At 64.0% G+C, this 17,190-nt stretch carries 19 protein-coding genes; 11 read left to right on the top strand and 8 right to left on the bottom strand.

Features of this window, described 5'->3' with window-relative positions:
• Nucleotides 1-20: 20 nt before the first annotated feature.
• Both QP909_RS02035 and QP909_RS02030 read right to left on the bottom strand, forming a co-directional pair.
• The gene (locus QP909_RS02035; protein WP_502868554.1) at nt 21-239 is read right to left on the bottom strand and encodes a helix-turn-helix domain-containing protein; all 219 of its coding nucleotides are present in this window, start codon (nt 237-239) and stop codon (nt 21-23) included.
• A complete protein-coding gene (locus QP909_RS02030; protein ID WP_284765964.1) occupies nt 232-780 on the bottom strand; it encodes a hypothetical protein in 549 nt (182 codons plus the stop codon). Before QP909_RS02030 ends, QP909_RS02035 begins: the two co-directional genes overlap by 8 nt.
• Nucleotides 781-891: 111 nt before the next feature.
• Here QP909_RS02030 and QP909_RS02025 point away from each other — a divergent pair, with 111 nt between their 5' ends.
• Both QP909_RS02025 and QP909_RS02020 read left to right on the top strand, forming a co-directional pair.
• Nucleotides 892-1,353 (top strand): PH domain-containing protein, encoded by a 462-nt coding sequence (locus tag QP909_RS02025; RefSeq protein WP_284765963.1) that lies wholly within the window; start codon nt 892-894, stop codon nt 1,351-1,353.
• Nucleotides 1,350-2,714: a PH domain-containing protein gene (locus QP909_RS02020; RefSeq protein WP_284765962.1), complete on the top strand. Its 1,365-nt coding sequence runs from the start codon at nt 1,350-1,352 to the stop codon at nt 2,712-2,714. Before QP909_RS02025 ends, QP909_RS02020 begins: the two co-directional genes overlap by 4 nt.
• Here QP909_RS02020 and QP909_RS02015 read toward each other — a convergent pair.
• On the bottom strand, nt 2,698-3,168 hold the full coding sequence (locus QP909_RS02015; protein WP_005322648.1) for a tRNA (cytidine(34)-2'-O)-methyltransferase: 471 nt from the start codon (nt 3,166-3,168) through the stop codon (nt 2,698-2,700). The two genes, QP909_RS02020 and QP909_RS02015, sit on opposite strands and share 17 nt — an antisense overlap.
• Nucleotides 3,169-3,191: 23 nt before the next feature.
• Between QP909_RS02015 and QP909_RS02010 the strand changes: the two genes are divergently transcribed.
• The 3 genes from QP909_RS02010 (at nt 3,192) to QP909_RS02000 (ending at nt 5,458) form a co-directional block, all read left to right on the top strand.
• On the top strand, nt 3,192-4,040 hold the full coding sequence (locus QP909_RS02010) for a bifunctional methylenetetrahydrofolate dehydrogenase/methenyltetrahydrofolate cyclohydrolase (RefSeq protein WP_150850691.1): 849 nt from the start codon (nt 3,192-3,194) through the stop codon (nt 4,038-4,040).
• Complete coding sequence (locus QP909_RS02005; protein ID WP_225745922.1) at nt 4,037-4,351, top strand: DUF3017 domain-containing protein; 315 nt, start codon at nt 4,037-4,039, stop codon at nt 4,349-4,351. Before QP909_RS02010 ends, QP909_RS02005 begins: the two co-directional genes overlap by 4 nt.
• 126 nt (nt 4,352-4,477) lie before the next feature.
• Nucleotides 4,478-5,458, top strand: a complete 981-nt coding sequence (locus tag QP909_RS02000; RefSeq protein WP_284765961.1) for an HNH endonuclease signature motif containing protein — start codon at nt 4,478-4,480, stop codon at nt 5,456-5,458.
• A 113-nt stretch (nt 5,459-5,571) separates the two neighbouring features.
• On the opposite strand, the gene metX is transcribed toward QP909_RS02000, so the two are convergent.
• The 4 genes from metX to pdxR form a co-directional block, all read right to left on the bottom strand.
• Nucleotides 5,572-6,690: a homoserine O-acetyltransferase MetX gene (metX, locus tag QP909_RS01995; RefSeq protein WP_284765960.1), complete on the bottom strand. Its 1,119-nt coding sequence runs from the start codon at nt 6,688-6,690 to the stop codon at nt 5,572-5,574.
• Nucleotides 6,687-8,003 (bottom strand): O-acetylhomoserine/O-acetylserine sulfhydrylase, encoded by a 1,317-nt coding sequence (locus QP909_RS01990; protein WP_284765959.1) that lies wholly within the window; start codon nt 8,001-8,003, stop codon nt 6,687-6,689. Before QP909_RS01990 ends, metX begins: the two co-directional genes overlap by 4 nt.
• Before the next feature lie 98 nt (nt 8,004-8,101).
• Complete coding sequence (locus QP909_RS01985) at nt 8,102-8,251, bottom strand: hypothetical protein (RefSeq protein ID WP_284765958.1); 150 nt, start codon at nt 8,249-8,251, stop codon at nt 8,102-8,104.
• 37 nt (nt 8,252-8,288) lie between these two features.
• The gene (gene pdxR / locus QP909_RS01980; protein WP_284765957.1) at nt 8,289-9,593 is read right to left on the bottom strand and encodes a MocR-like pyridoxine biosynthesis transcription factor PdxR; all 1,305 of its coding nucleotides are present in this window, start codon (nt 9,591-9,593) and stop codon (nt 8,289-8,291) included.
• Nucleotides 9,594-9,674: 81 nt separating this feature from the next.
• On the opposite strand from pdxR, the gene pdxS reads away from it, so the two are divergent.
• Together pdxS and pdxT are read left to right on the top strand one after the other, a co-directional pair.
• On the top strand, nt 9,675-10,577 hold the full coding sequence (gene pdxS / locus QP909_RS01975) for a pyridoxal 5'-phosphate synthase lyase subunit PdxS (RefSeq protein ID WP_284765956.1): 903 nt from the start codon (nt 9,675-9,677) through the stop codon (nt 10,575-10,577).
• Complete coding sequence (gene pdxT, locus QP909_RS01970) at nt 10,571-11,161, top strand: pyridoxal 5'-phosphate synthase glutaminase subunit PdxT (RefSeq protein WP_284765955.1); 591 nt, start codon at nt 10,571-10,573, stop codon at nt 11,159-11,161. Before pdxS ends, pdxT begins: the two co-directional genes overlap by 7 nt.
• Before the next feature lie 72 nt (nt 11,162-11,233).
• On the opposite strand, the gene QP909_RS01965 is transcribed toward pdxT, so the two are convergent.
• Nucleotides 11,234-13,447: an NADP-dependent isocitrate dehydrogenase gene (locus tag QP909_RS01965; RefSeq protein ID WP_284765954.1), complete on the bottom strand. Its 2,214-nt coding sequence runs from the start codon at nt 13,445-13,447 to the stop codon at nt 11,234-11,236.
• A gap of 216 nt (nt 13,448-13,663) precedes the next feature.
• On the opposite strand from QP909_RS01965, the gene QP909_RS01960 reads away from it, so the two are divergent.
• From QP909_RS01960 to QP909_RS01945, 4 genes are read left to right on the top strand one after another with little or no spacing between them, the layout of a single operon-like run.
• Nucleotides 13,664-14,917, top strand: coding sequence for an MFS transporter (locus QP909_RS01960; RefSeq protein WP_284765953.1), 1,254 nt, complete (start codon nt 13,664-13,666; stop codon nt 14,915-14,917).
• A 21-nt stretch (nt 14,918-14,938) separates the two neighbouring features.
• Complete coding sequence (locus QP909_RS01955; protein ID WP_284765951.1) at nt 14,939-15,856, top strand: exodeoxyribonuclease III; 918 nt, start codon at nt 14,939-14,941, stop codon at nt 15,854-15,856.
• Complete coding sequence (locus QP909_RS01950) at nt 15,856-16,839, top strand: trimeric intracellular cation channel family protein (RefSeq protein WP_284765950.1); 984 nt, start codon at nt 15,856-15,858, stop codon at nt 16,837-16,839. Before QP909_RS01955 ends, QP909_RS01950 begins: the two co-directional genes overlap by 1 nt.
• 51 nt (nt 16,840-16,890) lie before the next feature.
• Nucleotides 16,891-17,082, top strand: coding sequence for a hypothetical protein (locus QP909_RS01945; protein ID WP_049378073.1), 192 nt, complete (start codon nt 16,891-16,893; stop codon nt 17,080-17,082).
• The last annotated feature ends 108 nt before the right edge of the window (nt 17,083-17,190 follow it).

Below are 17,190 nucleotides of genomic sequence, written 5' to 3'. Positions count from 1 at the left end.
CAACACCCTGGCAAGGGTTGTTATTCGACGCCGAAAATGTCGCCCGGCTGGCAGTCCAGTGCCGCACACAGTGCTGCGAGGGTGCTAAAGCGTACGGCTTTGGCACGATTGTTCTTCAATACGGAGAGGTTAACTGGCGTGATGCCTACTTCTTTGGCGAGGGCTGCACCGGTGATGCCGCGCTCTTTCATGATTTGGTCGAGATGGCAGATCACTTGGGGTTCTGGTGTCTCAGACAAGGCCGTCCACCTCTTCTTCCAGCTTGCAGCCGCGCTGGATGGCGACTGAGAAGAGCTGCAAGGTGCAGACGAAAAGGTAGGGGAGGGCAAGGTCGCCGAATGTCGTTCCGTCCTGGCTGGCCCACCAGTCGATGCCGAGTTGCGAGGAAGCCCAGTTATTGCCCAGGCCTTCGAGTACGAAGCGCCCGATGAACCACACGAAGATGCCAATGGTCATTCCGTTCAGGGGGCGGATATTTTTCGTATTAAACACCTGCCCGCGAAGCATCGGCTTGACTAAGCGATAGGCACAGAACGCAATAATTAAAATGGCCGCAATCTTGACGGCGAGCGCCGCGCTAAGTAGCCAGAACGGTCCGCCGTCGAGGTTATGCTTGCTCAAGCCTTCCGGAACGGCCGCGCTCAGTGCGGTGGAAAAATGTCCGGTGGCAAGGTCGCGCAGGTAGGTGGGTCCGAGGATGATGATGGCAACGAGGGTGATGCTGGCCGCCGCGTTAATTTCACGACGCTCGGCTTTGGGGGTGGGTTGTGGGGCGGTCATGACAATCCTTTCCGTCGATTCCTTATCGACTTTCGATGTTGTCGTAATTCGATAATATCGAGTAACGATAAGTAGCGCAAGGGGTGGGCTCGATTGATACTGTCAATAGCTATGAGCGAAGAAATGAATCCCGTCTCGCCGCGCCTTGTGACCTCGCGCTATATCCACCACCTGAGCTGGATGTTTCTGCTCGCGGCGGCTGCCGCTGCGGCGGGCTTTTGGTGGACCCCGTGGTTCTACTGGGCGGCCGGGCTTTTCGTCGCCCTATTCTTCTGGCTGCTCTGGCTCATCCCCGCCCAGGTGCGCAACATGGGCTGGCTCGAGACCGACGATGAGCTGCTTATCACTCGCGGCAAGCTTTGGCATTCCTTCACCGTGGTGCCCTACGGCCGCATCCAATTCGTCGACGTGACCTCCGGGCCCATCGACCGCGCCCTCGGGCTGAAAAAGCTGCAGCTCCACACGGCCTCAGCCAGCACGGACGCCACCATCAAGGGCCTGGAAGCCCCGCTTGCCGACGCCCTCCGCACCCGCCTTGCCCACCAAGCCCGCGAACGGATGAGCGGCCTATGAGCGCCCAGTCCAACACCCAACCGCAGTATCAACGCGTCCACCGCCTCACCCCGCTGCTGCGCCTGTGGTCAGTGATCCTGGCTCTCATCGCGGCCTTCGCCCTCAACGTCAACCTGGAGGCCTTGCGCGATATCTTCGCCTTCATCACTGGCGAGCACCGCGGCGAGGCCCTGCGCGATACCGCCCTTGCGCTCGCCGGGTTCGTTGCGGTCTGCGCGGTCGTGTGGCTCGCCTCCGGCCTATGGTGGCGCCGCATGGGCTATCAGCTCGGCGGGGACGAGCTCTCCCTGCGCCGTGGACTCTTTTCCACCCAATTACGCACCGCGCGCTATGACCGCACCCAGGCCGTCGACGTCGTCGAACCCGTCATCGCACGCCTTTTCCGGCTAGCGGCCGTGCGCGTAGAAACCGCCGGCGGCCAATCATCCGTCATCGAAATCGCCTACCTCAAAAAGGCCGACGCCGAAGCCCTGCGAGGGGACATCCTCGCCCGCGTTCACGGCGCTCCCGCACCGGCCGCGGACACTGACATCGACGCAACCGCCGTCGACGCGACCGGCGCCCACACACCCGCCGAACCGGCCGAAGAACCAGCCCTCGTGCCCGAAATCCCCATCGCGCGCTCCCTTATGGCGGCCGCGCTGCGCGCCTCCACGCTTTTCCTCGTCGGTTTCCTCATCGTCGTCGTGGTCACCCGGCTACCGCTGTCGACCGCGCTGCCCATCCTCGTCGGCGCGATACCCAACGTCTGGAACGTGCTCGATTCTTCCTGGCGCTACACCGCCCGCACCGACGGCGAGGTCCTCAACATCACCTACGGCCTGGCCGATCGCCGCCGCCAAAGCATCCGCCTTGACCGCATCCACGCCGTGCAAATTACCCAGCCGTTCCTCTGGCGGCCGTTGGGCTGGTACGAGGTGAGGGTGTCGGTGGCGGGATATGGGGCGTCGGCAAGCGGCAAGGCTTCTGGCTCCACCCGCATCCTGCCGGTGGGCACCCTCGCCCAAGCTCGGCAATTCCTCCCGGCCGACGCCGCCCCCACCTACGCCTCGCCGGCCCGCGCCAAGTGGGTCTCCCCGCTGGACTACCGCCAGCAAACCGTCGCGCTCACCGGCGACTACGTCATCGTGCGCAACGGCCGGCTCAACCGCCGCGTCAAGGCCATCCATACCTCCCATATCCAGGAGCTAACCTACCGCCGCGGGCCGATTTCCCAGGCGCTCGGCCTAGCCACCGTCGATCTCGACCTAGTCCAGGGGCCCGTGCGCATGGCCGCGCGCAACCTCACGCTTGCCGACGCCACCGCACTCCTTGCGCGCCTGCGCTCCCGCCAGCTGCCAGGGCTTAAACCGCCCCGTTAAATCCCAGCTGGCGCCACGCTTCGAATACGGCCGTCGACGCCGAATTCGACAGGTTCATCGAGCGCCTAGCCGGCACCATCGGAATGCGCACGCGGTCCGTCACGCGCGGATGGTTAATATGCTCCTCCGGCAGGCCGGTCGGCTCCGTGCCGAAAAGCAAGACATCGCCCTCCTGGTATTCGATATCCGTAAACCACTTATCCGTATGCGTGGTAAACGCGAAGACGCGCGCGCCCGGCAGCGCATCCATGCAGGCCTGAAAATCCTTGTGAATCTGCACATCGGCCAGATCGTGATAATCCAGTCCAGCGCGCTTTAAGTGCTTATCGTCGAAATTAAAGCCCAGCGGCTCAATCAGGTGCAGGCTCGCGCCCGTCACCGCGGCCGTGCGGATGGCGTTGCCCGTATTAGTAGGAATGACCGGGTTATCAAAGACAATGTGCAGCTGGCTCATGCCTTCAGTCTAGGATGGTGGCTATGAGCGCTACCAAACTAGATGGCACACTGTACCGCGACGAGATTTTCGCCGACCTCGCCCAGCGCGTGGCCGCGCTGAAGGACAAGGGGATTACGCCCGGCCTCGCCACCGTCCTGGTCGGCGAGGACCCCGGCTCCCAGTCCTACGTGAAGATGAAGCACCGCGACTGCGAAAAGCTCGGCATCAACTCCATCCGCAAGGACTTGCCTGCCGATATCACGCAGGAAGAACTCGAGGCTGTTATCGATGAGCTCAACGCCGATGACGCCTGCACCGGCTACATCGTCCAGCTCCCGTTGCCCAAGCACCTGGATGAAAACGCCATCCTCGAGCGCATCGACCCCGAAAAGGACGCCGATGGCCTGCACCCGGTCAACCTGGGCAAGCTCGTGCTCAACGAGGACGCGCCGCTGCCCTGCACCCCGAACGGCTGCCTGCACCTGCTGCGCCGTTTCGGTGTTGAGCTTGACGGCGCCAAGACCGTGGTCATCGGCCGCGGCGTGACCGTGGGTCGCCCCATTGGCCTGATGCTTACCCGCCGCAGCGAGAACTCCACCGTCACCCTCTGCCACACCGGTACCAAGGACCTGGCCGCCGAGACCCGCGAGGCCGATATCGTCATCGCCGCCGCCGGCCAGCCCCACATGCTCACTGCGGACATGATTAAGGAAGGCGCCGCGCTTCTCGACGTCGGAGTCTCCCGCGTCGACGGCAAGCTCACCGGCGACATCCACCCAGACTGCTGGGACAAGGCCGGATTCGTCTCGCCGAACCCGGGCGGCGTCGGCCCGCTGACCCGTGCCTTCTTGGTGCGCAATATCGTCGAGCGCGCGGAAAAGTTGGCGTGAATCTAGACAACCCGCACGACGCCGGCCTCGCGCCCTCCCCGCTGCCGCCCGCCGCGCAGTGGGCGGCTATCGGCATCTTCGTGGCCGGCGTGGTCGTCTCCGGCGGTTACGCAGTTTTCGAGTACTGGCGCCGGGCCACGTTCCTCCTCGGCCTCTCCCTGCTGTGGCTCACCGTGGTCCGGCTTACCTGCGATTCCAGCCGCGTCGGCGTGCTGGCGGTGCGCTCGCGCCGCTTCGACGCCTGCTTTACCGGCCTGCTCGGCGCCGTGATGGCTTTTCTGGCCTTCTCCGTGGACTCGCTCGGCAGCTAGTTATCCACAGGCTTTTTGTAGAACCATCACCCATCTGGGCCCCACAAGGTGTAGTTCCGGCGGTTATCCACAGGCCAGCGCCCGCCACCGCGCGCCGGGTTGCGCGGCCCACTTAGGCTCGGGGCCATGATTTCGACCTACCTGACAGCCGTGAACTCCCCGATGGTGCTCATCGAGGAGTGTGCTGGGCTGTCGGTAGAAGAGCTCGTCGATAAGGGCTTTAGCGACCGCGAAGCCGCCGAGTTCGCCCGCCTTGCCGATACCTACTTCGGCCGCACCTCCTTTCGCGCCAAGCAGCGCACCGCCCGCCGCACCACGCTGCCGCTCGACGCGCTAAAAATCATCGAGCACTACGCCCAGAAGATGAAAACCCAGCGTGGGGCCTGGGCACTGCGCGAGGAACTCTGCGCCCTGCGCGTTGCTAGCAGCGAGATTGAAAAGCGCGCCCGCCGCCTAGTGCGCGAGGAGCGTACTACTAAGCGCTCTGAGGGCGTGCGCCTGACCCGCCGCCGCGACGACCTGTGGACGCTGACCATTACCGCCGAGTCCGAACTGGTGGCAGAGATTAATAACCATGTCTCCACCGTCGCCGATGCTCGCCGCGTCTTTGCTCAGGGTGCCGCCGCCTCCACAATCACCACCAACGTGGTCCTCACCCTCAATGAGATGGTCAAAGTTACCCACGGCGAGGACGTCACCCTGCAGCTGACCAATGGCGCGCAAATCTCCGGTGCGGACCTTGCCCGTCGCGAGCTTGCCGACGTCGGCCTTATCACCCTCATCCACCCCGTCACCGGCCCCGTAAACCTCTATCAATCGCGGCGCCGGGCTACATGGAAGCAACGCCAGATGGCGATGGCGGAAAATCCTGTGTGCCCGTGGCCCGACTGCCATACGCCAGCGGATGAATGCCAAGTCCACCACCTCACCCCGTGGTTGCTCGGTGGGGGCACAAATCCCGAAAACCTCACCATGGCCTGCAAGTATCACAACGGGGTCAATGATGATGACCCCAATGCGCCGCCGCGCCGCGGCCGGCTTGAGCGCCGCCCCGGCGAAGGTATCGTCTGGCGCCCGCCCTGGGCCTCACCGCCCGAAGACGGCTGAGCCCCGTCCCGTCTCTGCTCGCCACGACTGGCCATAGGACCAGCGCAGCGTGCCGCACCGCTTATAGCTAGTGCGCGCTGCGCGGTTTTGGCGATCGCAGATGCAGCTAGCCTTTAAATCGAGTACTCGGTGGGATCGCCTGTCGCAGAATCGATGCTCGGGTCCGGTTGGGAAAGCGTGAGGAAGTTTCGGAGGATGCGATCCATCTGGCGTGACTCGGTGAGGAAGGCGTCGTGTCCTACCGGGGAGACAACCTTCGCCATTGCCAGCAGGTTGCCGAGGTTGCGCGAGATGTGTTCTTGCTGGTGATACGGGTACAAGATATCCGTGTCCACGCCGACGACCATGGTCGGCACCTCCGATGAGCCCAGCGCGCGGTTGAGGCCGCCGCGGCCGCGGCCGATATCGTGGCGGTTGAGCGCCTCGGTGAGGGTGACGTAGGAGCCGGCGTCAAAGCGATCGGCCAGCTTGATGCCCTGATAGTCGAGGTAGGAGTTGACGGCAAAGCGCTCATTGCGGCGCCGGTAGGGCCCGAGCGGATTCTCGCCGGTCTGGGCCTGGACGCCGAAGCGCTCGTCGATTTCCTGCTCGCCGCGATACGTCAGGTGTGCAATGCGACGCGCGGCCGCCAGCCCCTCGCGCGGGCGCTGCGCGGAGGCGTAGTAGTCTCCGCCATGCCAGAAGGAATCCTGCTCGATGGCCGCGATTTGCGCCGACTGGATGCCAATCTGCCAGGCGGAAGCGCGGGCCGATACGGCAATGATGCAGGCCGCATCAACGGCCTCGGGGTACATCAGCGTCCACTCCAGCGTGCGCGCGCCGCCCATCGAACCGCCAATGATGGCGTGGACGTGGGTGATGCCGAGCTCGCGGAGCGCGGCGCGCTCGGCCGCAACGAGGTCGCGCACCGACAGCGCGGGGAAGCGCGAGCCCCAGGCGCGGCCGTCGTCTGGGTGCGGGGAGGCAGGGCCGGTGGAGCCGCCGCAGCCGCCCAGTGCGTTGGTGGCGATAACGCACCACTTCGTCGTATCTAGCGCCTTGCCGGGGCCGACCAGATCGGCCCACCACTCGGCCACATTCGAATCACCGGTCAAGGCGTGTTCAACCACAATGACGTTATTGCGGCCGTGGGGATCGCCGAGGAGGTGGCCGAAGCGGTGGTAGGCAATGTGGGCGTCGGCAAGCGTGGCGCCGGCTTCGGTGTGGAAGTCGCCGATGCTAACTAGCTTCATGCCAGCGCGCTAAAGCCCAGCTCGAGGTCCGCGATGATGTCATCGATGTGCTCGATGCCAACGGACAGACGGATGGTGGACTGGGTGATGCCGGCCGCGGCAAGCGCAGGCTCGTCGGACTGGGAGTGCGTAGTGGTTGCCGGGTGCACGGCCAGGGAGCGGGTATCGCCGATATTGGCGAGGTTGGAGTGGAGCTTGAGGGCGTCGATAAACGCCCAGGCTTCCTCGCGGCCGCCGTCGATGTCGAAGGAGAGCACGGAGCCGGTGTAGGCGTAGCCGAGCTTTTCCTTGGTGGCCTTATACGGCGAAGAATCCAGGCCGGCGTAGTTGACCTTGGTGACCTTGGCGTGGCCTTCCAGGTACTCGGCAACGGCCTGGGCATTGGCATTGTGCTTTTCGACGCGCAGCCCCACCGTCTCGATTCCATTCAGCGTCAGCCAGGCGTTGAAGGGGGAGATGGCGGCGCCGGTATCGCGCAGCAGGCCGGCGCGGGCCTTGAGCGCGAAGGCTGGGGCTCCGAGATCGGCGTACTTCAGGCCGTGGTAGGCCTCATCCGGGGTGACGAAGTAGGGGAATACGGGCTCGCCGTTGCGGGTGACGGTCCAGTCGAAGGAGCCGCCGTCGATAATCGCGCCGCCGATGGCCGAGCCATTTCCGGTGTAGAACTTGGTGGTGGACACCACGACGATGTCCGCGCCGAGGTCCAGCGGCCGGGCGAGGGCGGCGGTGGCGATGGTGTTATCCACGATGAGCGGGACCTGGTTGTTGTGGGCGACCTCGGCTATGGCCGGGATATCGAGGACATCGGCCACGGGGTTGCCAAAGGTCTCGCCGTAGAAGGCCTTGGTATTTGGCTGGACGGCGTCCTGCCAGGACTGCGGGTCGTCCGGGTCCTCGACGAGGGTGACGTCGATGCCTAGGCGCTTGAGCGTGACGGTAAAGAGGGTGGAGGTGCCGCCGTAGAGGCGCGGGGAGGTCACGATGTGGTCGCCGGCCGAGGCGAGGTTCAAAATGGCCGCGGTCTCGGCGGCTTGGCCCGAAGCGAAGGCGACGGCCGCGACGCCGCCCTCGAGGGAGGCGAGGCGTTCTTCCAGCGCGTCCTGGGTGGGGTTGGTCAGGCGGGTGTAGATGGGGCCGGCGTCAGAAAGATTGAAGCGGTTGGCCGCATGCTCGGCGTCGTTAAAGACGTAGGAAGTGGTCTGGTAAATCGGCACGTTGCGGGCGTTGTGGTGCCCGTCGAGGTTTTGGCCCGCGTGTACGGAGCGGGTAGCGAAGGACCAGTTGGAATTGGAGTTATCGTATTTCGTCGTCATGCTTGGCAAGACTAGACCAAGCGGTATGTCTTGCGAACAGGTTTAGTGAAACCCGCTGGCAGGAGCGAGAATAAAAATAGACCAAGCGGTCAGTTGGGCTAGGAGTGGCGGTCGTGATTTTGGGGATTATCGGCGGCGTGGTGGCTCTTGTCGTTGCCACGGGAGATTCGTGTAATGAGCGCAACGACCCCGGCGGCCACGACGATGAAAAGAAGAATGAGTGCGAGTTCCCAGATGCCGATAGACATGTATTACCTTTCTTTTATGGTCTTTGGGGTTACGGTATCACTCTCCTAATGCAGCCGCGACCGCGGTGAGGCTCGTGCGCAGCTCGGTGTCGCTAAGGTGGCCGAAGCCGAGGACGACGCCATCTTCGGCGTCGGCGCCGCCCCAATAATCGCGCAGCGGGGTGAGCTTGATGCCGCGGGCGGCGGCGCGGGGGACCACGGCCGGGGCACACAGCAATACCGCGTGAAGGCCGCCGTGAATGGGGAGGAGTTGCGCGCCTTCGATGGTGCCGAGCGTTTCGGCCACTAGGTTGCGGCGGCGTTTATAGGTGCGGCGCATGCGGCCGGTGTGGCGTCGTAAAGCGCCGCTGGCAAGGTAGTGGGCGAGTGCGGCCTGAGGGATGGCGCCGACGGGTTGGCCGAAGACTTCGCGCACGCGGTCCACGGCCGGGCGCAGGCGCGGTGGGACGACGAGGTAGCCGCAGGCAATGGAGGGGGAGATGACCGAGGAGAAGGTACCCAGCAGCACGGTGCGTTCCGGGGCGAGTGCGGCCAGGGCGGGCAGCGGCTGGCCGACGTAGCGCAGTTCGGAGTCGAAGTCGTCCTCGATGAGGAGGGCGTCGTGTGTGCGGGCCCATTCGACGAGTTCGGCGCGCCGGGCTGCGGGCAGCGAGCCGCCGTAGGGGTATTGGTGGCTGGGGGTGACAATGAGGGCGTCGAGATCGGCCGCGGGGACGGTGACGCCATCGGGGCCGGTGGGGATTTCCACCAACGTATGGCCGAGCGCGTGGGGCACGCGGCGCAGGCTGGGGTAGCCGGGGGATTCCACGCCTACGCGCAACTGGCGGCCGAGGGCGCGCAGGAGCACGGAGAGGCCGTCGCGGGCGCCGGCGGTGATGAGCACGCAGGCCGGGTCCACAGTGAGCCCGCGCATGTGGCGCAGGTGGGCCGCGACCTCGCGGGGCAGATCGCCGGAGGGGTCGACGGCCGCCGTACGCCAAGCGGCCCTCCATTCAGGGGTGAGGATGCCGGCGGTGTCGGGCAGGCCTGGTGTCAGCGACACCAGTTCGGGCTCAGCGGCCGGTTCGGGGGCTGGCTCCGGCCGTGGGGCACGCGCGTGGGGGAGCAGTGGGTTGATGATGGTGCCGGAGCCAACCTCGGCGGTGAGGTAGCCCTCGGCCGTGAGTTGGTCGTAGGCGGTGACCACGCTGCCTCGGGAAATGCCGAGCTGCGAAGCCAAGTGGCGGGTCGAGGGAACGCGCTCGCCGGGCAGGAGGACGCCGGCGGCAACCTGGGCGCGCAGGGCTGCGGCGATTTGCACGGGCAGCGGCCGCGTATCAGAGGGATCGAGGCGAAGGGGCACGGGCCCATCATAAGTGGTCTAATCCAACACGCTGAAAATGGCTCTTGTCTTGTACCACTTGTGTGGGTCACTATGGCACCTATGACTGAACAGGTAAATGAACAAGGACGCGCTACCACACGCGTGAAGCGAGGACTGGCCGATATGTTGAAGGGCGGCGTCATCATGGACGTCGTCACGCCGGAGCAGGCGCGCATTGCGGAGGACGCGGGCGCGTCGGCCGTGATGGCGCTGGAGCGCGTGCCGGCCGATATCCGCGCGCAAGGCGGCGTGGCCCGCATGTCTGATCCGGAGCTTATCGAGGGCATCGTCGAGGCCGTGAATATCCCGGTCATGGCCAAGGCCCGTATCGGCCACTTTGTAGAGGCGCAGATCCTGGGCGAGCTGGGTGTGGACTTCATTGATGAGTCCGAGGTGCTCAGCCCGGCCGATTACGTCAACCACATCAATAAGTGGGATTTCGACGTGCCGTTCGTGTGCGGCGCCACCAACCTGGGTGAGGCGCTGCGCCGCATCACCGAGGGCGCGGCCATGATTCGTTCCAAGGGCGAGGCCGGCACCGGCGACGTCTCCGAGGCCGTGAAGCACCTGCGCACGATTAAGGCCGAGATTGCGCGCCTGCGCCACCTGGACCGAGACGAGCTTTATGTCGCGGCCAAGGAGCTGCAGGCCCCGTATGACCTGGTCGCCGAGGTTGCGGAGACCGGCAAGCTCCCAGTCGTGCTCTTCGTTGCCGGTGGTGTGGCCACGCCTGCCGACGCCGCCCTTGTCCGCCAGATGGGCGCCGAAGGCGTCTTCGTCGGCTCCGGCATCTTCAAGTCCGGCAACCCGGCGGCCCGCGCGGAGGCTATCGTGAAGGCCGCCACGCTTTACGACGACCCTGCTGAGCTCGCTAAGCTTTCCCGCGGCCTGGGCGAGGCGATGGTGGGCATCAACGTCAACGACGTGCCTGCACCGCACCGTCTGGCCGAGCGCGGATGGTAGCCACCGTCGGGGTGCTGGCGCTGCAGGGCGGCGTCGAGGAGCACCTGCGCATTCTGGACGTGCTCGGTGTGGCGACGCGCCGGGTGCGGGTGCCGCGCGACTTGGACGGGCTCGACGGGTTGGTGATTCCGGGCGGCGAGTCGAGTGTCATCGACAAGCTGGCGCGCAGCTTCGGGCTGGCCGAGCCGCTGCGCGATGCCGCGGCCGCAGGATTGCCGGTGCTCGCGACCTGCGCGGGGCTCATTTATTGCGCCCGCGAGCTGGAAAACCCCGCGCCGGGGCAGCAAACCCTGGGGCTGTTGGACGTGACCGTGCGGCGCAATGCCTTTGGCAACCAGCGCTTTTCCGAAGAGCGCACGGTTCCTGTGACGGCGGGCGAGGAAACGCTCGACATTGCGGCGAGTTTCATTCGCGCGCCGCTGGTCACCCGCGTGGGCGAGGGCGTCGAGGTCATCGCGACGGTGCCGGGTGAAAACGGCGACGCGGTGGTCGGCGTGCGCCAAGGCCGCGTGACGGCGCTGAGCTTCCACCCAGAAGAAAATGGCGACGCCCGCGTGCACGCCGCCTGGCTCGAAAGCTTCTAAGTACGCAGATACACCAAAGCCGCCCCGCGGCGAAGCAATGAACGCTGCGGGGCGGCATTCGCCTGTGAAGACTTACTTCTTCAGGCCGTCGATGATCTCGTTGAACTGAGCAACTGGGCGCATGACGGCAGAGGTCTTCTCGTCATTCGGCCAGTAGTAGCCGCCGAGGTCGGCGGGGTTGCCTTGGGCGTCGACAAGCGCCTGGGCAATCTCGTCTGCCTGGGAGGACAGCTGGGAAGCCACGTCCTTGAACGCAGCGGCGAGATCGGCGTCATCGGTCTGGTTAGCCAGCTCCTCGGCCCAGAAGGTGGCCAGGAAGAAGTGGGAACCGCGGTTGTCGATTTCGCCGGCCTTGCGGGACGGGGACTTGCCCTCATTGAGCAGACGCTCGGTGGCCTTGTCCAGGGTGGCGGCCAGGACGCCGGCCTTCTCGTTGCCGTTGGTCTGCTTCTCGTGGCGGAAGGACTCAGCCAGGGCCAGGAACTCGCCGAGGGAATCCCAGCGCAGGTGGTTTTCTTCCTCTACCTGCTGGACGTGCTTCGGGGCGGAGCCGCCCGCGCCGGTCTCGAAGAGGCCGCCGCCTGCCATGAGCGGAACCACAGACAGCATCTTGGCGGAGGTGCCCAGCTCGAGGATGGGGAAGAGGTCCGTGTTGTAGTCACGCAGCACGTTGCCGGTCACGGAGATGGTGTCCTCGCCGCGGCGGATGCGCTCGATGGAGGTCTTGGTAGCGGTGACCGGATCCTCGATGGAGATGTCCAGGCCCTCGGTGTCGTGATCCTTAAGGTACTTCTCCACCAGGGACTGGATGTTGCGGTCGTGGCCGCGCTCTGGGTCGAGCCAGAAGATGGTCTTCATGCCGGATAGGCGAGCGCGGTTGACGGCGAGCTTGACCCAGTCCTGGATCGGAGCGTCCTTGGTCTGGCAGGCGCGCCAGATATCGCCTTCCTCCACGTCGTGGGAGATGAGGACCTCGCCCTGGGAGTTGCGAACCTCAACGGTGCCCGCAGCCGGGATCTTGAAGGTCTTGTTGTGGGAGCCATACTCCTCGGCCTTCTGCGCCATGAGGCCAACGTTCGGCACGGTCCCCATGGTGGTCGGGTCGAAGGCGCCGTTTTCCTTGCAATCCTCGATAACGGCCTGGTAGACGCCGGCGTAGGAGGAGTCCGGGATGACGGCGAGGGTGTCTTGCTCCTCGTCGTTCTTATTCCACATGTGGCCAGAGGTGCGGATCATGGCAGGCATGGAGGCGTCAATAATGACGTCGGAAGGCACGTGCAGGTTGGTAATGCCCTTGTGGGAATTGACCATGGCGAGGTCGGGGCCGTCGGAAAGCGCAGCATCGAAAGCAGCCTTGATTTCTTCGCCGTTGTCCAGGTTCTTCAGGCCCTCGTAGATAGCGCCCAGGCCGTTCTCGCCGTTGAGGCCGGCAGCCAGCAGCTCCTCGCCGTACTTGTCATATACATCGGCGAAGAAGGCGCGGACGACGTGGCCGAAGAGGATGGGGTCAGAGACCTTCATCATGGTGGCCTTCAGGTGGGTGGAGAAGAGAACGCCCTCTTCCTGAGCGCGCTTGACTTGTGCGAGGAGGAACTCATCTAGGGCCTTGGCGGACATGAAGGTGCCGTCGATGACCTCACCCTTGAGAACCGGCAGCTCCGGCAGCAGGGTCTGCTCGCCGTCGGCGGTCTTGAGGACGATGGACAGGGTGTCCTCGTTTTCCAGGATGACGGACTTCTCATTGTGGCGGAAGTCGTTGTCCGCCATGGTGGCAACGTTGGTCTTGGAGTCCTTGGACCACTCGCCCATGCGGTGCGGGTGCTTCTTTACAAAGTTCTTCACGGCCTCCGGCGCGCGGCGGTCGGAGTTGCCCTCACGCAGCACCGGGTTAACAGCGGAGCCCTTGACGGAGTCATAGCGGGCGGCGATGTCCTTTTCTTCCTCGGTGGAAGGGTTATCCGGGTAATCAGGCAGATCGTAGCCCGCCGCCTGCAGCTCGGCGATGGCCTTCTTCAGCTGCACCAGGGAAGCGGAAATATTCGGCAGCTTGATGATATTTGCTTCCGGGGTCTTGGCCATCTTGCCCAGCTCGGCCAGGGCGTCTTCGACCTTCTGCTCCTCGGTCAGGCGCTCTGGGAACTGCGCGGCGATGCGGGCGGCCAGCGAGATATCGCGGGTTTCCACGTCGATGCCAGCGGTGGAAGCGAAGGCCTCCACGATGGGCTTGAGGGAGTAGGTCGCCAGCAGCGGCGCCTCATCGGTACGGGTCCACGTAATCTTTGCCATGATTCTCCTATATAACGTTGGAAAATTGTTCAAGTGCCCAGATTACCGATTTTGTGGGCGGCATGTGGGCCAGTTTGCTGAAAGTGATCCCCCATGTGCCGCCCCTTGAAAAGGGTTGCGTGGTAATCATCACCCGTGCATGGGTGGGGTGGAGATATTCACGACCACCCGCTGTAGTCATGCTGCCAGCACACCCGGGGTGTACGCTCACTCTCCATGAAAATCATCGATGAGCTAAGCCCGCGCAGCGCACACGAACACCGCATTCGCCGCCGTCCGCTGCCGTTGCAAACGGAGATCACCGCCCGCCGCCGCGCCATCGTCATGGTGGCCATGGCCCTGGGCGCGTTTGCCATCGGCACCACGGAGTTTGTGTCCATGGGCCTGCTGCCGCTTATTGCAGATGATTTTGGCGTTTCGGAAGAAAACGCCTCCACGCTCATCACCATTTATGCGATGGGCGTGGTGGTCGGTGCCCCTTTGATTGCGGCTTTTACCGGCAAGCTGCCGCGCCGCCGCCTGATCTTGCTGCTCATCGGCTTTCTCGTGGTGGGTAACCTCCTCTCGGTCTTGGCACCGAATTACGCCATCCTCATGATTGCGCGCTTCATCGCGGGCATGCCGCACGGTGCTTATTTCTCCGTGGCTAACCTTTCTGCCGCATCCATGGCGCCCCCAGGCGGCCGCGGCAAGGCCATGGCTTATGTGGGCATGGGCCTAGCCATCGCCACGGTTATTGGTGTGCCGGCCGCCCAAGCCCTCGGCTCCGCGCTGGGCTGGCAGGCGGCCTACCTGGTGGTCGTGGCCTTGGGTATTGTCACCGCCATTGCGTTGTTCTTCCTGATGCCGCACATGACAGAGATGAAGCAGACCGATATTCGCACCGAATTCGGTGCGTTCAAAAACAGCCAGGTGTGGTTCACCGTCATCATGGGCGTGGTCGGCTTTGGCGGCATGTTCTCCGTCTATACCTATATTTCGTGGACCATGACCGAGGTCGCCGGCATGGACCAGAGCCTCATCTGGGTGGTGCTCATGGCCTATGGCATCGGCATGACCATCGGCAATGCCTTCGGCGGTTGGCTGGCTGACCGCAACCTGGAGTTTGGCATCATCTTTGCCTTGGCCTGTCTCATCGTTATCCTGACGGCCTTCTACTTCCTCTCCGGCCATGCCATCCCCGCTACCTTGTGCTTTGGCTGCGTGGCGTTTATGGGCTCTACCCTGGTGCCTTCGCTGCAGCTGCGCTTGGTGCATGTGGCTGGCGACGCCCAGACTTTGGCCGCAGCCCTTAACCAGTCCGCGCTGAACATCGCAAACGCGGCCGGTGCGACCATTGGCGGCGCCGTGGTGGGTGCCGGCTTGGGCTACTCCGCCCCGGCGCTGGCGGGTGCCGGCCTGGCGGCGGCGGGGTGCCTGGTATGGGCTGCGACGATGTGGGATAAAAAGCGCCTTGCTCGCCGCGCCTAGGCATACCGATATGCTGTTGGCATGACCCTTACCATCGCGAGCGTAAACGTCAATGGAATCCGTGCTGCGTGCAAGCAGCGCAATGAAAATAACCCCGGTATGAACGCCTGGCTAGAGGAGACTCCGGCCGATATCGTGCTCATGCAAGAAGTGCGCGCAACCCCGGAGCAAGCCGAAAAGGCCCTGGCCCCAGCCCTCGAGGCGGGCTGGCACTTAGCTCTTGCCGACGCCGCCGCAAAGGGCCGCGCCGGCGTCGGCATCTTGTCCCGCACCCCGCTTGCCGACGTCGAAGTGGGCTTCGGCTCCTTTACCGACGCCGGCCGATGGATCGCCGCTACCACCCGCGACATTCGCGTCGCCTCCCTATACCTGCCTTCCGGCGATGCCGGTTCGCCGAAGTTGGATGAAAAGTACCGCTTCTTGGATGAGTTCCAGGAGGTGCTGGCGGAGAACGCGGCGCGCAAGAATTCTGATGGCAGCCCGGCCGATATGGTCATCGGCGGCGACTGGAATATCTGCCACCGCGCCCAGGACCTGAAAAATAATAAGGCCAACGAAAAGAAGGCTGGCCACCTGCCGGAAGAGCGCGCCTTCATGGACCACGTCTTTGGTTCGTTCCCGGATGATGAGCCGCAGGAAAAGAAGAACCTGGGACAGTGGCAGGGTGTTGTCGAGTACGCGGGCGGCGAGCCGTGGTCCCCGGCCGCGGATCCGCAGTGGTTCGATGTCGCCCGCCGCCTGCACCCAGAAGAAGATGGTCCTTATACCTGGTGGACCTACCGTGGCCAGGCATTTAATAACAACGCTGGGTGGCGCATCGATTACCAGGCGGCCACCCGCCCGATGCTGGAGCGCGCGCAGCGCACCTGGGTGGATAAGGCCCCTACCGTGGAGCAGCGCTGGTCAGACCATTCCCCACTGCTGGTGGAGTACCGCTGATGACGCCACTATTTAGCGTCCTGTATGTAGTTGGTATTACGGCTGAGTCCATGACCGCCGCATTGTCCGCCGGCCGCCAAAAGCTCGACCTTTTTGGCGTCACCATGATCGCCTCCATGACGGCGCTGGGCGGCGGCACGGTGCGCGATATGATCCTCGATGATCCTCCCTTTACCTGGGTTGAGCACCCCATCTATTTGGTGATCGTCATCGTGGCGGCCGTAGTGACGGTGGGCATGTCCTTCCTCATGCACTATTTCCGCCACCTCTTCCTCATCTTGGATGCCCTGGGGCTTGCGGTCTTTTCGGTGCTCGGCACCCAAATTGCGGTCCATTTAGGTCACGGGTTCATTATTGCCTCGGTTTCCGCGGTGATTTCTGGCGTCTTTGGCGGCGTGCTGCGTGACCTGCTTTCGGATCGCATCCCGCTGGTCTTTTCCGGCGAGTTTTACGCCGCGATTTCGGTGCTCGCCGCGGCGCTATTTATGGCGCTGTACCACAGTGGCCTGGCCGAGGAACCGACCGCGATTATCACCGTCTCCGTGTGCTTTATTGCCCGCTTGGCCGCGATCTACTTCAAAATGGGCCTGCCCGTCTTCGAATACCGCGACGCTGAGCAGCAGATGGACCCGCGCCTGCGATTGTCCGCGCGCATCGTGCGCGATGGCGCCCGCAAGGCCAAGCGCAAGGCGGGCGCGGCCACGCGCTATGCCAGCCCCATTACGCGCCCGCTGACTCGGCCGCTAAGCCGCCCCTTGAGCCGGACGTTTAGGAAAAAGTCTCGAGCGTTTGCTACGGCAGCTGAAGGAACGGACTACAGCGATATATCGAGCAACCGCATCGCGCGCCGGCCGAAGCAGCAGTCGATTACGCGGCCGAGCGGCCGGCACTCGCCAGGGGCACGGGGAGTAAACGTGGAGCAGCAGTGGAGCTTTAATAAGGGGGACGTCGGCAAGCGCAAGGCACCCAAACACAAGCAGTAGTGCTAGTATAGGTAAGTCAAAAAATTCAGTAATCTGCAACGGAGAAAGTTCATGGCTCGCGCAATTATTTCTTTCGTCCTCGGCGCTGTAATCCTCGGCCTGAGCATCTGGTGGTGGACCGTTGTTGGTCCGTCCTTCGCTTTCCTCGGCCCCATCGTGCTGATGGGCGTGGGCGGCGCGCTGATGGTTGCGGGCTTTGCCATCTTTATGGATGTTGTTAGCCCCACCTCCCGCAAGATTTAAGTTCTTGCGCCGCTTCCCCTGCCCTACGGGTAGGGGATTTTTTCGATCCCTCGCTCAGGCGGCGCCGGGGAAGGATGTGAACCGCGCGGCGAGGCTAGGGGGGTAGGA

The sequence above is a fragment of the Corynebacterium sp. MSK195 genome, assembly GCF_030228885.1.
Taxonomy (GTDB): domain Bacteria; phylum Actinomycetota; class Actinomycetes; order Mycobacteriales; family Mycobacteriaceae; genus Corynebacterium.
Note: the sequence above shows the minus strand (reverse complement) of the source record. Positions and strands in the feature narration are given on the sequence as shown.

Excerpts from the sequence above, each read along its gene's own strand:
- QP909_RS02025 (WP_284765963.1), top strand. The coding sequence starts at position 892 with ATGAGCGAAGAAATGAATCCCGTCTCGCCGCGCCTTGTGACCTCGCGC.
- QP909_RS02010 (WP_150850691.1), top strand. The coding sequence starts at position 3,192 with ATGAGCGCTACCAAACTAGATGGCACACTGTACCGCGACGAGATTTTC.
- QP909_RS01965 (WP_284765954.1), bottom strand. The coding sequence starts at position 13,447 with ATGGCAAAGATTACGTGGACCCGTACCGATGAGGCGCCGCTGCTGGCG.
- QP909_RS02030 (WP_284765964.1), bottom strand. The coding sequence starts at position 780 with ATGACCGCCCCACAACCCACCCCCAAAGCCGAGCGTCGTGAAATTAAC.
- QP909_RS02020 (WP_284765962.1), top strand. The coding sequence starts at position 1,350 with ATGAGCGCCCAGTCCAACACCCAACCGCAGTATCAACGCGTCCACCGC.
- QP909_RS01960 (WP_284765953.1), top strand. The coding sequence starts at position 13,664 with ATGAAAATCATCGATGAGCTAAGCCCGCGCAGCGCACACGAACACCGC.
- QP909_RS01985 (WP_284765958.1), bottom strand. The coding sequence starts at position 8,251 with ATGTCTATCGGCATCTGGGAACTCGCACTCATTCTTCTTTTCATCGTC.
- QP909_RS01955 (WP_284765951.1), top strand. The coding sequence starts at position 14,939 with ATGACCCTTACCATCGCGAGCGTAAACGTCAATGGAATCCGTGCTGCG.
- QP909_RS02000 (WP_284765961.1), top strand. The coding sequence starts at position 4,478 with ATGATTTCGACCTACCTGACAGCCGTGAACTCCCCGATGGTGCTCATC.
- pdxT (WP_284765955.1), top strand. The coding sequence starts at position 10,571 with ATGGTAGCCACCGTCGGGGTGCTGGCGCTGCAGGGCGGCGTCGAGGAG.
- QP909_RS01945 (WP_049378073.1), top strand. The coding sequence starts at position 16,891 with ATGGCTCGCGCAATTATTTCTTTCGTCCTCGGCGCTGTAATCCTCGGC.
- metX (WP_284765960.1), bottom strand. The coding sequence starts at position 6,690 with ATGAAGCTAGTTAGCATCGGCGACTTCCACACCGAAGCCGGCGCCACG.
- QP909_RS01950 (WP_284765950.1), top strand. The coding sequence starts at position 15,856 with ATGACGCCACTATTTAGCGTCCTGTATGTAGTTGGTATTACGGCTGAG.
- QP909_RS02015 (WP_005322648.1), bottom strand. The coding sequence starts at position 3,168 with ATGAGCCAGCTGCACATTGTCTTTGATAACCCGGTCATTCCTACTAAT.
- QP909_RS01990 (WP_284765959.1), bottom strand. The coding sequence starts at position 8,003 with ATGACGACGAAATACGATAACTCCAATTCCAACTGGTCCTTCGCTACC.
- pdxS (WP_284765956.1), top strand. The coding sequence starts at position 9,675 with ATGACTGAACAGGTAAATGAACAAGGACGCGCTACCACACGCGTGAAG.